The sequence below is a fragment of the Bradyrhizobium sp. 190 genome (genome assembly GCF_023073415.1).
GTDB lineage: Bacteria > Pseudomonadota > Alphaproteobacteria > Rhizobiales > Xanthobacteraceae > Bradyrhizobium.
On record NZ_JADPJL010000068.1, the window covers coordinates 1 to 13,998 of the forward strand.

The 13,998-nt window shown below is 60.4% G+C and carries 11 protein-coding genes, 1 tRNA gene and 1 pseudogene; 5 read left to right on the top strand and 8 right to left on the bottom strand.

Features of this window, described 5'->3' with window-relative positions; all coding sequences use genetic code 11:
• Positions 1-392 precede the first annotated feature (392 nt).
• Together IVB22_RS35085 and IVB22_RS35090 are read right to left on the bottom strand one after the other, a co-directional pair.
• Complete coding sequence (locus tag IVB22_RS35085) at positions 393-872, bottom strand: 50S ribosomal protein L11 methyltransferase (protein WP_247521716.1); 480 nt, start codon at positions 870-872, stop codon at positions 393-395.
• A 289-nt stretch (positions 873-1,161) separates the two neighbouring features.
• Entirely contained in the window at positions 1,162-1,716 is a 555-nt protein-coding gene (locus IVB22_RS35090) for a nucleoside deaminase (protein WP_247522075.1), read from the bottom strand.
• Positions 1,717-2,695: 979 nt separating this feature from the next.
• Here IVB22_RS35090 and IVB22_RS35095 point away from each other — a divergent pair.
• Together IVB22_RS35095 and IVB22_RS35100 are read left to right on the top strand one after the other, a co-directional pair.
• Positions 2,696-3,136: a hypothetical protein gene (locus IVB22_RS35095; protein WP_247521717.1), complete on the top strand. Its 441-nt coding sequence runs from the start codon at positions 2,696-2,698 to the stop codon at positions 3,134-3,136.
• A gap of 169 nt (positions 3,137-3,305) precedes the next feature.
• Complete coding sequence (locus tag IVB22_RS35100) at positions 3,306-3,491, top strand: hypothetical protein (protein WP_247521718.1); 186 nt, start codon at positions 3,306-3,308, stop codon at positions 3,489-3,491.
• A 1,079-nt stretch (positions 3,492-4,570) separates the two neighbouring features.
• On the opposite strand, the gene IVB22_RS35105 is transcribed toward IVB22_RS35100, so the two are convergent.
• From IVB22_RS35105 to IVB22_RS35130, 6 genes and pseudogenes are all read right to left on the bottom strand, one after another.
• Positions 4,571-5,089, bottom strand: a complete 519-nt coding sequence (locus tag IVB22_RS35105) for a septal ring lytic transglycosylase RlpA family protein (protein ID WP_247521719.1) — start codon at positions 5,087-5,089, stop codon at positions 4,571-4,573.
• 313 nt (positions 5,090-5,402) lie between these two features.
• Positions 5,403-6,167, bottom strand: a complete 765-nt coding sequence (locus tag IVB22_RS35110) for a recombinase family protein (protein ID WP_308200495.1) — start codon at positions 6,165-6,167, stop codon at positions 5,403-5,405.
• Positions 6,168-6,223: 56 nt separating this feature from the next.
• Positions 6,224-7,621 carry a DEAD/DEAH box helicase gene (locus IVB22_RS35115; protein WP_247521720.1) on the bottom strand — a complete coding sequence of 466 codons (1,398 nt, stop codon included), beginning with the start codon at positions 7,619-7,621 and terminating at the stop codon, positions 6,224-6,226.
• Between the two features lie 193 nt (positions 7,622-7,814).
• Positions 7,815-8,630: pseudogene (locus tag IVB22_RS35120) on the bottom strand (TrlF family ATPase); the annotation flags it as partial.
• A gap of 593 nt (positions 8,631-9,223) precedes the next feature.
• Positions 9,224-9,300 (bottom strand) — tRNA-Arg (locus IVB22_RS35125).
• 188 nt (positions 9,301-9,488) lie between these two features.
• Positions 9,489-10,964, bottom strand: a complete 1,476-nt coding sequence (locus IVB22_RS35130; protein ID WP_247521722.1) for an ATP-binding protein — start codon at positions 10,962-10,964, stop codon at positions 9,489-9,491.
• A gap of 414 nt (positions 10,965-11,378) precedes the next feature.
• Here IVB22_RS35130 and rpmH point away from each other — a divergent pair, with 414 nt between their 5' ends.
• The 3 genes from rpmH to yidC are packed head-to-tail and all read left to right on the top strand — an operon-like array spanning position 11,379 to position 13,862.
• Positions 11,379-11,513, top strand: a complete 135-nt coding sequence (gene rpmH, locus IVB22_RS35135; RefSeq protein ID WP_008542748.1) for a 50S ribosomal protein L34 — start codon at positions 11,379-11,381, stop codon at positions 11,511-11,513.
• 25 nt (positions 11,514-11,538) lie between these two features.
• A complete protein-coding gene (gene rnpA / locus IVB22_RS35140; protein WP_247521723.1) occupies positions 11,539-11,958 on the top strand; it encodes a ribonuclease P protein component in 420 nt (139 codons plus the stop codon).
• 20 nt (positions 11,959-11,978) lie between these two features.
• Positions 11,979-13,862, top strand: a complete 1,884-nt coding sequence (gene yidC / locus IVB22_RS35145; protein ID WP_247521724.1) for a membrane protein insertase YidC — start codon at positions 11,979-11,981, stop codon at positions 13,860-13,862.
• Positions 13,863-13,998 lie beyond the last annotated feature (136 nt).

Genomic DNA, 13,998 nt, shown 5'->3' on the forward strand with positions numbered 1-13,998 from the left:
CGTTCCCTCAAGCGCGGTTTCCTCCCTTGGAGGGTTTCGGACGCCGGCCCCGTGCGCGCGGCCTCACCGTCATGGGGCCGGCATCCGAAACCCTTCACATTGGCGGACATCGCCGCGCGCTCTTGCGAGGTCCGCTTTACCTCGATGAACGGACGTCGTCAGGCCGCTTCGGCAGGTCCGAAAAGTGCCAATAACAGACGTCATCTCACCATTGATAACGCACGGTCCCTGTGCTGGCCTGCGAGCGCGACGCGAACTCGCCGTCGAACTTGTCGTAAATTCCCCCTGCGGTGCGAACCCAGTTGACGCGACGTCCGCCGTGCCGCCAAGGCGCCGGACGTCAAGAAGCTGAGCGAGCGGACCAGCAGCAGGGTAAGCCAGCCGGACCGACGCTATCGACCACGCAGCTCGTAGAGAATCATCGACTCGATGTAGAACGAGCGCTCGTAGACGAGGCGTGCGCGGAAGCCGGCCTCATCAATCAGCCGGCCGAACAGGTCGAGATCGGAGTCCGACGATACCATGACGTAGAGGCAGCCGTCGGGCTTCAGCCGCTCACTGGCCTGCTTGAACAAGGCCGCCACGTCCCGATATTGAGGGCCGGCGTGCCAGCCGCGATCGGCGAGATCGCGCGGCTCGCCAGCATGCTTGGGTGGGCTCGATAAGATCACATCGAAAAGCGGGCGCACTGGAAGCGCGGCGAGGAGGTTCATACAGGCGACGCTCACACGGTCGCCAAGGCCGTTCGCCTGCGCATTCTCCAGCGCCGAGAGAGCCGCATGGGGATTGATGTCGAGCGCCAAAACCTCCACCGCACCGGCGCGCGCGGCCGCCAGAGCCAAGATGCCGGACCCGGTGCCAATATCAGCCACGGACTTGCCGCTCAGGTCGAGCCCGTCGAGGAACTTCGCGAAATACTCGCTACTCAGAAAGAAGCGGGGGTGGAAGACCGTCGGCCGTACGCGCAGGCGGAAGCCCGCCGCCCGGGTCGTTCGGATGCTCTGGCGGCCGAGGATAGGTGATACGAGAAGAAATGAATGAAGTGGCGCAAAAGACGGCGGAACGGCCCGTGCGGCGTTCCGCGCCGATCGAGAACGGTGAAGTCACTGTCGGCTGAGCGGGAGATTTGGTTCATCAGGGAAGGCGTCCTAAGCGCCGCAGTCAGCGATGCAACAGAGTCAGTCGACGGAAAAATCCTTCGCGGCCGGGCACCTCGGCGGCCGCTTGGGCGACGCCGCCGAAGCAGCCGCGGAACGTGATGATTCTCCAGATCATCGGGTTCCAATCCCGCCACACCGCTTCCGCCTCCTCGCGCATCACCGCGCCAGCGATCTCGGGGACGCGGCCGAAAACTTCCGGGATGGCGCCAGAGATCTCCTTGTCCTGTAAAACCTTCCATTTCGAGTGTCCGCCCATGATGGGCGAGCGAATTGCATAGACGACCTTGCGCATCCGGGTCTCGCGAATGCAGTAGCAGCACATCGCGCAGGGCTCGACATTGGTATAAAGCGTGCAGCGCGACAACCGCTTGGTTCCGAGGACGCGTTGCGCTTCCGACATCGCAACCATTTCGGCGTGACGGGTCACGTCCCCGTCGCGTACCACCCGGTTGGTGGCTTCCGTCACGACCTCCTCATCGTGACAGATCACGCAGCCGAAAGGAAGTTCGCCCGCCGCGATGGAGTCGCGTGAGAGCTCGATGCACCGCGCCATCATGCGCAAATCCAGATCGTTCGGCACTTGAGCCCGCCTCGTTGCCGCGGATGGACACCACTCCATTTTGCACGAATGACCCGTCCGGCCAACCCCGGTATAAGTGATAATCGCCGCGCACTCTAGCGCCTACTCGATCGCGCGGCTTTGTGCAGGGGAGCGTGTTACGTGTCGGGAGACCGTTGCCGCGCGCTCGCGTCATGTCGGCAACCAAATATCCGTGAAGGTCACCCATGTCTCTTGTGGGTCAAAAGCGGACGTCGAGGCCTCGATCGAGGTTGGTCGGCTCTATGCCTTGAAGCGGACGTGGCCGACTCGAGCGATCATGTCGGCTTTGGGCCAGGAACGGATATCAGATGCTTGCGATGCGGTTGGACGAGGGGGCAGCAGAGCGGTTGCAGCGGTCGCTCCAGCCGCATGCACCACGCAAGGCCGCTCTTGGCGACCAGCGCCCGGCTTTTTGGCTGCCCTGGAGCCTAGGCAGGTGAACCAGCGGGCGCGCGAATTAACTCGCGTTTGAGATCCCTGCGGCGTATATTTGCACCATCACCGCTCCGCCTCCGAGGCATTACCGGTGACAGAGAGTGTTGCGCTCCCGCCTATTCGAGGGGAGGCATCATGCCCCAATCTCAGCGCCTGTCGTCCACCATTCCGCCGGTCGCATTTGGGCGCCCCACCTGTCCGAAGTGCAAGGCCGAGATGATGCTCGCCAGTATCGAGCCAGCACGCCCAGGCGTCGACTTGCATACGTTTGAATGTGCTGTCTGCCATCACGTACTTACGGCCCTTGCCGCGTATGAATATCCTATGAAGTCCAAGGCCCTTGGCCGCTGGCTTCAAGGCGATTTGCACTCGCCGATGTAAGGCGCGCCGTAGGATTGCCCACAAGGCAGAGGAAGCTGAACGATCGTATCGACCACACTGATAGACGCCCGCGCCATCGCGGGTGTGGGTGCGCTGTCTTGAAAGAGGAGCAAATCTAATGTGTGACTATAGCCTGCATGCAGTGGCTTCGCGTCCGGCCAAAGCTGGAGAGACGCTCATCACCACAACGTTTCGCGGCGCAGGGACCAGAGGGTTTGCTGCCAAAACAGAGCCCGAAGTGGCGGTTTGTCTGCTCCCGGGGACCGAATTAGCCTTCGCAGACGCAGTGGCGTACGACGACGACTGGGGTTGGAAAAAGAGTACGACCGTCAGAGTTGCTCGCTTTCGCAAAGTCGAGCCCGATGTTTCATATCGGCATCATGATGCGATCGAGTTTCCGGACGGAAGCACCGTGCTTGTGACACAGCTCAGGAAAGGCCAGCGAGCGACCGTGCTGCAATTACCTATACGAGCTCAGGTGCCGGAGCGCTCGACTAAGGCCACAACGCCTGCTGAAGCACACGAGACCGAAGCGGCTTCTGCGGTTGGAAAACAGTGACCGCCCGCTGGAGATGAACTGCACCTATCGCTCATCATCCGGATGAACCCTTGCATAGGGCGTGATCTCTTACGCCCGGCCGCCGGATCGCATCGAGCGGCAGGCTCGTGATCGACTGGCAGAAAGAATAACCTCCGCCTTGTAGAGTTGGGACTGAAGGTGAAGGGGAATGATCTCGAAAAGGGTCGATGTAAAACGGGTCGAAAAAGAGGTGCCGCGGGACCTAGAAGAGATCGCCGCGAAGCTGTTACAGGCTGCCCGCAAGCTTCCTCCTGGACCGGACCGCCAGAGCATCCTAAAGGAGATCGAAAAATTCCGCGCGCGGATCACCGCGCTGATGGCGAAGGCGAAATAACTCGAGCGAGACCCGTCGCTGGGACCGGCCGTAACAAATCCCTGCATGAATGAGCAGGGATACGCTCTCCGGACCGAGGCTGAGCATGTGGCGGCCCTGCCGAGCCATTGAGGAACAGAAAGGCAAGCCGGCGACGCGAACAAAGAAGCCGGCGTCAAAACAGTCGATCTAGGTCAGCACAGCTCACTTGATCTTCCTTTGAGCCTTGCCCAACTCTAAGCAAGGTTGGGTTTGATCGATAGGTTCTCGCACCGGCTAGCACCAACGAGAGACAAGAGACCATTCCCATAGAATGGCACTGTCATACGGCTAGAGCAAAGTCGAGCGCATCAACCCTAACTGTCAACGAAAGGACCGTCGGTCGATCCGGCGGTCTTTTTGTTTTGGTGGCTGGCATGTGATCGAAGTAACGAGGCATCACGCCTCGCCCGGATCGATGCCTTCCGCGATCCGCAGCAGTGCCGGGAGCATACCATTTGAGGAGCGGGACCGCGCTTGGAGGAGACAGCCGGGCGACTACCTTCAGAGCCTGGCCGAAGTTGGTTCGATCGTGTGTCAGGGCCCTGTAGATGATTCCAACAAAGGACCAAACGGAGGTTGAGCGTCTGACAGCCGCCGACCCGATAATTCTGGATGATGTCGGTGCGAGGTATGAAATTCTTCCGATGAAACAACTTTGGATGAAGGGAGCGAACTGAGCGTGGCGGAGGAAATGGGGTTGATCAGTCTCCCCAAAGGGACATATTCGCAGGATGCCATCGGAGTACGATCCTTTTGATTTAAGGATTTCCGTCAGTCCTCACGGCGGCATTGACGAATGGCAATGGACTTTATCGATTGGGGATGATGCACCCATTGAGAGCGGTGTGGTGAAGGGGTCGCGCATGGATGGAATCAGAGCGGCCCGTGAGGTACGAATGAGACTGATCGCAAGGGCAGTGGAAGCCACCCGATGACCCACCACCCCAAACGCGGCACTGGGTCAGTGGGGTATGGGTCACGTTACGAGAGTGCGAAGGCGAAAGGCGTTGCAGCACCGGGGTTTCGAAGCCCAACGGCAAGCGGAATTCCGGGCACGATTAGAGGACTTCAACGCGCACTCGGGCCACGCCGCGATCAGTAATTCCCAGCGTGCGCGCCGCGCCAAGGGAAAGGTCGAGAACGCGGTCGCGAATCCAGGGGCCCCGGTCGACAATGCGCACCACCACCGACTTGGTGCTCGCAGGATCAATTACGCGAACTCTTGTGCCGAACGGCAGGCTTCGGTGAGCCGCGGTCATGGCATCGCGGTTGAAAGTGGCGCCGCTGGCTGTTTTGCCTTTCGCATAAGAATAGAAAGACGCTTTCCCGGAAAAAATTCGATTGGCCGACCGAGGAGCTAAGCGATTTACCGATGATTCAGTTGGCTGTTTTTCAATCGCAGGCTGATCTGGCGAGTTCTGCTTCGTTTGGTTGGGTGCTTCAGGAGCTGGTTCTGCGTGCGCTTTTGGAATGATGGACCATCTGTCATTGAAGTCTTGGGCCGCAGCAGAATTCACAAAGGTGCCTAACCAGGCCGGGATTGTCGCGATAGCGACTGCTCTAAGCAACGCACGCATAGATCAACCTCACGAGCGATGAAAACAAAATGATAACGCCAACGCATTAGGGCGAGTTCCCGAGAGGTGCACGACTTCCATTGCCGCGACGGTGATGCGTTACCGCTGATTCCAGACATACCGAAGCAAGCTGCTTGGAGGCGCTGCAGCAAGAACGTATCTCGCTTGCTCAGCTTTGGAGCGGCCTCAGCGGGAGAGTTTGAGTCGCCAGCGCGCGCCGAAGGTTTCGCCGGGATGGCAAGGGGCGGCCATCCGCCTTTGCATACAGCACACATTCGCTCACCAGCATTCAACGATAGGCGGAATTTCCCGCCTATAAAAAGCTGTCAGAGCGGGATAGGAGGTTGGAAACTGATGAGGGATACCACGTTCCGCCGCGTGGAGATTTGATGCCCCGGCGATTGAGTGCCTGAGCAATTGATCGAAGAGTTGTAGCTCCTTCGGAGCGGATCGCCCGCAGAGCCGGCGTCAGACTTTGAGCAAAATCGTCGGCGCTTTCGATCAACGTGACCCTTCCCAGCGAACCTGCTTGAGCCAAGTTGACGCAATTCCCCAGCGCGGCCCCGGCTGCTTTTTTTGCCATCAGTGCGGCCTTGGTCCGTTCGGATATCAAGCGCCGTTCCTTCTCGGCCAAGGCCGCATAAAGGTGCAGCATAAACGGATCGGCATCCCGACCAAGCTCGGCCACGATGAAGGGCACACGCTGCGCCATCAGGCCGGCCACAAAAGCCACGTCACGCGAAAGCCGGTCGAGCTTGGCAACGACTACGCTACACTTCGCAGCCTTTGCAGCGGCCAAGGCGGCCGCCAATTGAGGGCGCCGTTCCAGGGCGTCGGACCCCTTCCCGGTTTCGGCTTCAACATACTCCGCAGTTATCTTGAGGGATTCCGTAGCCGCAAAGCGCTCGATCGCGGATCTCTGGGCTTCGATGCCCAAGCCGGAGCGGTGTTGGCGTTGTGTAGAAACCCTGAGATATGCAATCGCCTGCTCCATGTCCAAAGGGCATACCACCGTATGCGGTTTGGTCGTAGCGCGAACAAGAGCAACATAGTTGCTGTTTTCATGTTGCAGCAGCACAGCGCAGCGTAAGAGTGCGCACTCCTTCGTAGGCCTCGCGAAGGATGTGCGTTCCCCTAGTAACCAGTTAAGGCAGAACGGCCTTCAGCGCCCCACAGGTGGTCGTCCGTCGCGTCATCGTCAGGCGCCAGTCCAGGTGCTATCGGTGCCAGCAACGCCGTACAGGCGACCAGCGGGCATTCGTCGTCGTTCGGACGTCCCTTCTCGTCGCGGCGATAGAGCGGGTATTCAAGCGTCCAGCCGAACAGCGTGTTGAATACGCGAAGGCGCCGAGCTCCGAGCAGGTTTGCAAGTTCGCCTACGCCCAGCGTCCTGCCCGGAGCTTCGCGGGCGTGACGGATCACGGCTTCCGCAACAATGCGTGCCTCCTTCGGATTGGTGCGGGTGTTTCCACGATCGTAGTGCGCGTCTGGAAGATAGTGAAATTTCAACCCCATGCCGGCGACGGCGTCGTACGGGCTGGGCACGATGAAGAGTCGATTATCGTAGAACTGCTTGTTCGACACCGCGATAAGCGACTGATGCTTGCTGCGGTAGTGCCAGTTCAACATCCGGTGCGGCAGGCCCTTCGCAAGGCAAAGATCGAGAATGCTTTCCGCGTCTTTCGCCTGGAAGGTAAGCTCTTCGTCCTCGTCCTGGTCCTCGTCGTTTCCGGTCAATTTCGCGAAGAATCGCGTGGGCGGAAGCTGACGCTCGTCTCCGACGACCACCATCTGACGGCATCTCGCAACTGCGCCTAGCGCGTCGACGGGCTCGATCTGCGACGCCTCGTCGACGACCAGCAGATCGAAAGAGATCGCTCCCGGTTTGAGGAATTGCGCCACGGAGAGCGGGCTCATCAGGAAGATCGGCTTGATCTGCTGGACGACGGGTCCAGCGCGCTCCAGCAGTTGCCTTATCGAAAGATGCTTACGCTTTTTAGCGATCTCCCCGTTCAGGACGCCAAGTGGACCGATGCCGCCGGCATTTCGCGGCAGCCGCGACGCGTGCCCGTACGCGATCTGGTCACGTGCGAGCCGCATGCGCTCTAGGTCAAGCTTGCGGAAGCTTTCCACGAGGCGGCTATGTACTTCGCCATCAAACCTCTTAATCTCGGGGTTGTTAGCGAAAATCACGCTGCGCATGGCCTCAAAGTAGGACCGTTCGAAGGTCGGGAGCAATGAAGCTTCGCTAAGCGATCCATCGAGCACGCTTTCGGCCATCGAATTGAGGCCACTTTCCCTCACTATCCGGATGCGATCCATGAAAGCGACCCATCGGGTGATGCGTTCGGGCGATTTCTGCCAACGGCAGATAGCATTGACGATGCCGGTGATGGACATGTCGTCGGCGACATCGAGCTGGATGCGTGCCATGTCGAGTTTCAGGAACTCGATGAGACGGTCGACGCCATCCTTTGCCGCCTGAAAGTCCTTTCGAAGGGTCTCTAACAATTTCCTATCTTCGGTCGACAAGGTCACTCGCGCCAAACGATCGCGCGCACCGTCCGGAAGATTTTCCTTCGGAAATTCGGTCCACCACGTTATGAAGCTTCCCAACTTCGTCCAGTCGGAGCGTTCCTTCCGCCACATAATACCGAATGCCGCGCGTCCAGACGCTTGAATATCCTCGAACGATCGGCGCGCGACTTGCGCGGCAATCAAGGCTGTATGCGATGCGGGCTTCGTCAGCTAGTAACGCTTGGCGAAGCGCTTCGACGGAGTGCTCGCCTAGTTTTATCCAGCAGTCATGCTTGCCCAGACGATTCCAATCTGCAGCGCGGTTATCCCCTGTAGCGAGAACCGCCCGGCGCCGACGTCCCCAGTCGTCAATTTTACCTTGGATTTTATCAAGTGTGACGGGATCCAACTCTTCATAAGGGCGCTCGATGTAAACGCCATCAACCAAAAGGTTTGCAAAACGCGGGTGATGTCCTACCTCGTTTAGGCTTTTGTGAGCGTCTTGCTTGCTGAAATGCGGAAGAATCACACAGCTATCTTTGAGATGCTGTTCTGCGAGAATGTTGTCGACGAACCCTATGACGGTTTCGCGGGCCGGAGCAATCGTGCAGGTTTTCGCGTCACTCTCCGGCGCCATGAGAATATTGCCCGCAGCAGCTAGAATGAGCTTTTGACGATCGGTCTCCAGCGACGGGTCAAATATCGCAAGGCACTGGGCGTTGTCCGCGCAAGTGACTTCCACGGCTGGGAACACGCGCAGCGATGAGCTCAGGCGCTGAGCGGCTTCGATTGCGTATTTCGATAGGCAAACATCGTGGTGGTCAGACACGGCAACGGCCTGCAGCTTTGCAGCCTCCGCCGCTCGGACAAAGCTTTCAGCCCAGTCCTGTCGGGCTTTTTCGGCCAAGGGATCACCGCCTGGCAGGTCAGGCGAGCCAGACCAAGCGTGATCGCGGGGTGTATGGCACTGAAAATCACATTTATGCCAAACCGTCCCGGGGTGAAGCCCCAGTTCAAACGCCATGTTTCCCCGCCGTAGCTTTCGAAAGACCATAACTTCAGGTTGCAACACGGCGCAAGGAAAACTCGATTACGGAATCATGTCAGACGCGACCGACTGCACGCGCCGCTCACGCCATCGGATATCTCGGTTGCCCAAGAGAAACCGCAGAAACTTTTTTCTCGCGGTTCATAAGTAGCTCGAAACGTTGGAATTTCGAGAACCGTATCGAATCGGTGGAGTCCAGAGCTTCGGAGAGAAGCGGGCGTTTCGGAGAATAGTAAGCCGACTCTGCCGATCGGGTGTCCATGGCTCAAACGAAAAACCGGCACTATTACTGGGCTAAATTGCGAACAAGTTCGTCTGGAGAATACGTCGGCTCGGGGAATTTGGCGGAGAGAGTGGGATTCGAACTGGCGGTAGGCTCGTTCGGCGCGTGGGGACTCAGGGCCGATCCCGAATAAATAAGAAGCCGCTCGTCGAGCCGCTTTGTCTGCTCGGCCCTGTCAATCACATTGCGGGGATTAGACGTCCGCCGGCATCCACAAACACCGTTTGAAAAACCGTTTTATTTGCCCCATCTCAAACGGAGCGCTTCCGCAACTGTTTGATATTAATGGCGCGCCCGAAGAGATTCGAACTCCTGACCCCCAGATTCGTAGTCTGGTGCTCTATCCAGCTGAGCTACGGGCGCGTTTTCGCTTGTGCATTTGGGCTTTAAGGGGCCCGGATGCGTCCGAATAAGGTCCGGACGGTCGCGAAAGAGCGCTTTAGCTACCCGCTCCGGCCCCGCTTTGCAAGGTCCGGCTGACGGGATCTGCCCATCCATTTCCGATGGTAAACCGGCCGCAAACGGCCACAAAACACGGTCCAAGCCGCGCCTTACGCCCGCGCCCGCTCATTGCGGACGCTCTGCAGTTCCACCGCACGGTCGGGGATCGAGACCCGGAAGGTAGCGCCGATGGTGCCTTCGACCAAATGGATGTCGCCACCATGGGCGCGCACCAGTTCGGCGGCGATCGCGAGCCCAAGCCCGCTGCCGCCGGGGCGGCCGGAGGTCTGGAACGCCTCGAACAGGTGCTCGCGCGCCTTCGCCGGCACGCCGGGGCCGGTGTCGGAAACCTCGATGATCGCGACCGAGCCTTCGCGGCGGCCGGTGATGCGGATCTGCAAGGTTGCGGCATCGCCCTTGGCGCTTTCCAGCGCCTGGCCCGCGTTGCGCACCAGGTTGAGGAGGACGCGAAACAGCTGGTCCGGATCCGCATCGATCGAGAGCGAACGCTCGATCGCGCTGATCCAGGTGATCGAGGCATCGGCGGCGAGCCCTGCGGATTCGCGCACCTCGGTCACCACGGGTTCGACCAGGATCATCCGGCGGTCGGGCTCAGCTTCCTGGGCGCGGCCATACGAGAGGGTCGACTGGCAGAAATCGATGGCGCGCTCCAGCGAGCGCATCAGCTTCGGCGCAAAGCGCTGCACCCTTGGATCCGGCACGCTGGCGAGTTGGTCCGACAGCAATTGCGAGGACGCGAGAAGATTGCGCAGATCGTGGTTGATCTTCGACACCGCGAGGCCGAGCGCGGCGAGCCGGCTCTTCTGCGAGAGCATCGAGACGAGGTCGCGCTGCATGTCGGACAATTCGCGCTCCGCAACGCCGATCTCGTCGCCGCGCTGGCTCGGCACGATGATGCGCGCCGCGCTTTCCGGGTTTTCGTGGAAGCCGACGAGATTTGCGGTCAGCCGCCGCATCGGCCGCACGAACAGGTAATGCAGCGCGAGGTAGACCAGCCCCGCGGCGAGCATCGCGATCCCCAGCGAGACCAGCAGCAGGTTGCTGGAAAAGCGGTACATCGCCTGCCGCAGCGGCTTTTCATCGACCACGACCTCGATGAATTGTGCGCCACCGGGCGCGGGCCCTACCACGCGAATGGTCTGGTTGCCGGTGTCCAGCATGGTCTCAAAGGACTCGACGATCGCGGACCACACCGTCAGGGTCCGCATGTCGATATCTCTGTCAATCGCCGCCGGCAGGTCGGCGCTGGCGAGCAGCCGGCGTTGCTGTCCCATCTTGATGGCGACCGCGCGGGCGCCGACGCTGGTCAGGATCTGCCGCGCCAGCGAATCCGGCACCATGCCGAGCGGCGCGGCATCCAGCACCAGGGCGGCGGTGTTGGCCGCTGCAAGGCGGTCGTTCAGCCGGTTGGTCCAGAAATTCGCGATCGAAGGCACGTAGATCATCAGGAGGGCGATCATCACGAGCGGAATCGTCAGCAGCAAAAGCTTGCCGGACAGGCCGAGCCGACGCGGGCCCGTGCACCGCGGGGCTTGAGGGGTCGGCTGTTCGTCGGTCGCTGACACGAATATCCGCCTTGATATGTCTGTGTTTGGAGCCCGCCGGACACAAGACCGGCGCTGGTTCTGACCCGTACACTGATTCCGAGGATGCGTTCTGCGCCCCTGACCGGTCAAATTACCGATCGCTAATGTCCGCTGGTTCCGTTGGTCCGGGCGCGCCGCCTTCTCGCCCCTAAAAACCCCGCGAAAACAGATATATTCGCCCCAATTGCGACGTTTCAAAGAACAGCTGCCGCAGCAACCCCCGACGTTGACGAAAACAGGTCGCTCCCGTATAAGCCGCGCCAACTGTCCGCGATGGCCCGGTTCCACCGGGGGCGGCTCGTTTGGGCCGTAAATGGCCTTTTTTCGGGCCGGCCCGCATCACCGGACGCATCAATCCAACAGGCAAATTGCCCGGTCAGCGGAGAACTACCCGTGAAGCGGACTTATCAACCCAGCAAACTGGTGCGCAAGCGCCGTCACGGCTTCCGCGCCCGTCTCGCCACCGCCGGCGGCCGCAAGGTTCTCGCCGCCCGCCGTGCGCGTGGCCGCAAGCGTCTGAGCGCCTGAGCCGGATCTTCCGGAGATTTCATTCATGGATCGGCTGAGGCAGCGGGCGGACTTTCTCGCCGTTGCCAATGGCACGCGGGCGAACAGCGCTGCCTTCGTGGTGCAGGGCCGCCTTCGCGACGATGACGGCCCGATCCGGATCGGTTTCACCGTTACCAAAAAGAACGGCACCGCCACCGAGCGCAATCGCATCCGGCGCCGGCTTCGCGAACTCGTGAAGCGGCTGGACGTCATATCCATGCGACCACACCATGATTATGTGCTGGTTGGCCGCCGGGCCGCGCTCACCCGCGACTTCGCAATCATGATGGACGATCTCCGCTCGGCGCTGCATCGCCTCGATCGGCAGCCGACCACGAAAGCGTTTTCGAGCGAAGTGGATACCGGTTCGCGTCAAGAAAACGCGTCAAAACGAAAAGGCGGCGCGAGCCGCAACCCGAATTGAATGACGAGACCTCAAAAACGATGACCGATAATCGCAATACCATCCTCGCCGTCATTCTGTCCGGCCTTGTGCTGATCGCGTGGCAGTATTTCTACAACATGCCGCAGATGGAGCGGCAGCGCGCGCAAAGCCAGACCCAGGCCGAACTCGCCAAGCCGTCGTCGCCGCAGGCGACCCCCGGCTCCACCACCCCGCAACCGGGCTCGACGCCTTCCGCGACCACGCCAGCCGGCCAGCCTGGCGCGGCCCAGCCGGTCGTCAGCCGTGACGCCGCGATCGCGGCCTCGCCCCGCATCAAGATCGAAACTCCGCGGCTTTCCGGCAGCATCGCACTGAAGGGCGCGCGCATCGACGACCTTTCGCTGGAGAAATTCCGCGACACCGTCGATCCGAAGTCGCCCGCGATCGTGCTGTTCTCGCCTTCGAACACGGCTCATCCCTATTATGCCGAATTCGGCTGGGTCGCCGCCTCGGGCTCGACGGCGCGGCTTCCCGACCGCGAGACGGTGTGGCAGCAGGAGGGCTCGGGCGCGCTGTCACCGAGCAACCCGGTGACGCTGAAATGGGACAATGGCGAAGGCCTCACGTTCCGCCGCACCATTGCAATCGACGACCGCTATCTCTTCACCGTCAAGGACGACGTCACCAATGTCGGCAGTGCGCCGGTCACGCTCTATCCGTTCGCGCTGATCTCCCGCCACGGCACGCCGGAGGTCTCGGGCTACTACATCCTCCATGAAGGCCTGATCGGCTATCTCGGTGAAAAAGGCCTCCAGGAGCACGGCTACAAGGCTGTCGCCGAGGCGCCTGCGCTCGGCAATGGCGCGAAGGGCTTCGAGTTCAATGTCACGAATGGCTGGCTCGGCATCACCGACAAGTATTGGGCGTCGGCACTATTGCCCGACACGTCGGCGCGGCTTAAGGCGCGTTTCCTCGCCGAACCGGGCGCCAAGGTTCGTTACCAGGCCGACTACCTGCAGGATCCGCAGACGATTGCGATCGGCGGCACCGGCAGCGCCAATGCGCGGCTGTTTGCGGGGGCCAAGGAAGCCGGTGTTGTCGGCATCAACTTTCCGCTCGCCGGCCATGGCGGCTACAACAAGCAGCTCGGGCTGAACCATTTCGACCTGTTGATCGACTGGGGCTGGTTCTACTTCATCACCAAGCCGATGTTCCTGCTGCTCGACTATTTCTTCCACCTGTTCGGCAATTTCGGCGTCTCCATTCTGCTGGTGACCGTGCTGATCAAGCTGGTGTTCTTCCCGCTCGCCAACAAATCCTACGCCTCGATGGCGAAGATGAAGTCGGTGCAGCCGCAACTGGCGGCGCTGAAGGAGCGTTTTCCGGACGACCGCCAGAAGCAGCAGCAGGAGATGATGGAGATCTACCGCAAGGAGAAGATCAACCCGATCGCCGGCTGTCTTCCCATCGCGCTGCAGATCCCGGTGTTCTTCTCGCTCTACAAGGTGCTGTTCGTCACCATCGAAATGCGCCACGCGCCGTTCTTTGGTTGGATCAAGGATCTCTCTGCGCACGATCCGACCACGATTTTCAACCTGTTCGGGCTGATCCCATGGGATCCCATGGTGCTGGGACCGGTTGTCGGTCCGTACCTGATCCTCGGCGTCTGGCCGATCATCATGGGCATCACGATGTGGATTCAGATGAAGCTGAATCCGACGCCGCCGGATCCGACCCAGAAGATGATCTTCGACTGGATGCCGCTGATCTTCACCTTCATGCTGGCTTCGTTCCCGGCGGGTCTGGTGATCTACTGGGCCTGGAACAACCTGCTCTCGGTGCTGCAGCAGAGCTACATCATGCGCAAGAACGGCGTGAAGGTGGAGCTGTTCGACAATCTCAAGGCGACGTTCGCCTCGAAGAAGGCCGTCGAGAAGACGTGACGGGCGCCGGTAGCGGCCACCATTTTATCCAGGACGTCATGCCCGGGCTTGTCCCGGGCATCCACGTCTTAGGACACAGAAAAGCAAGACGTGGATGCCCGGGACAAGCCCGGGCATGACGCAGACTGGATATTTC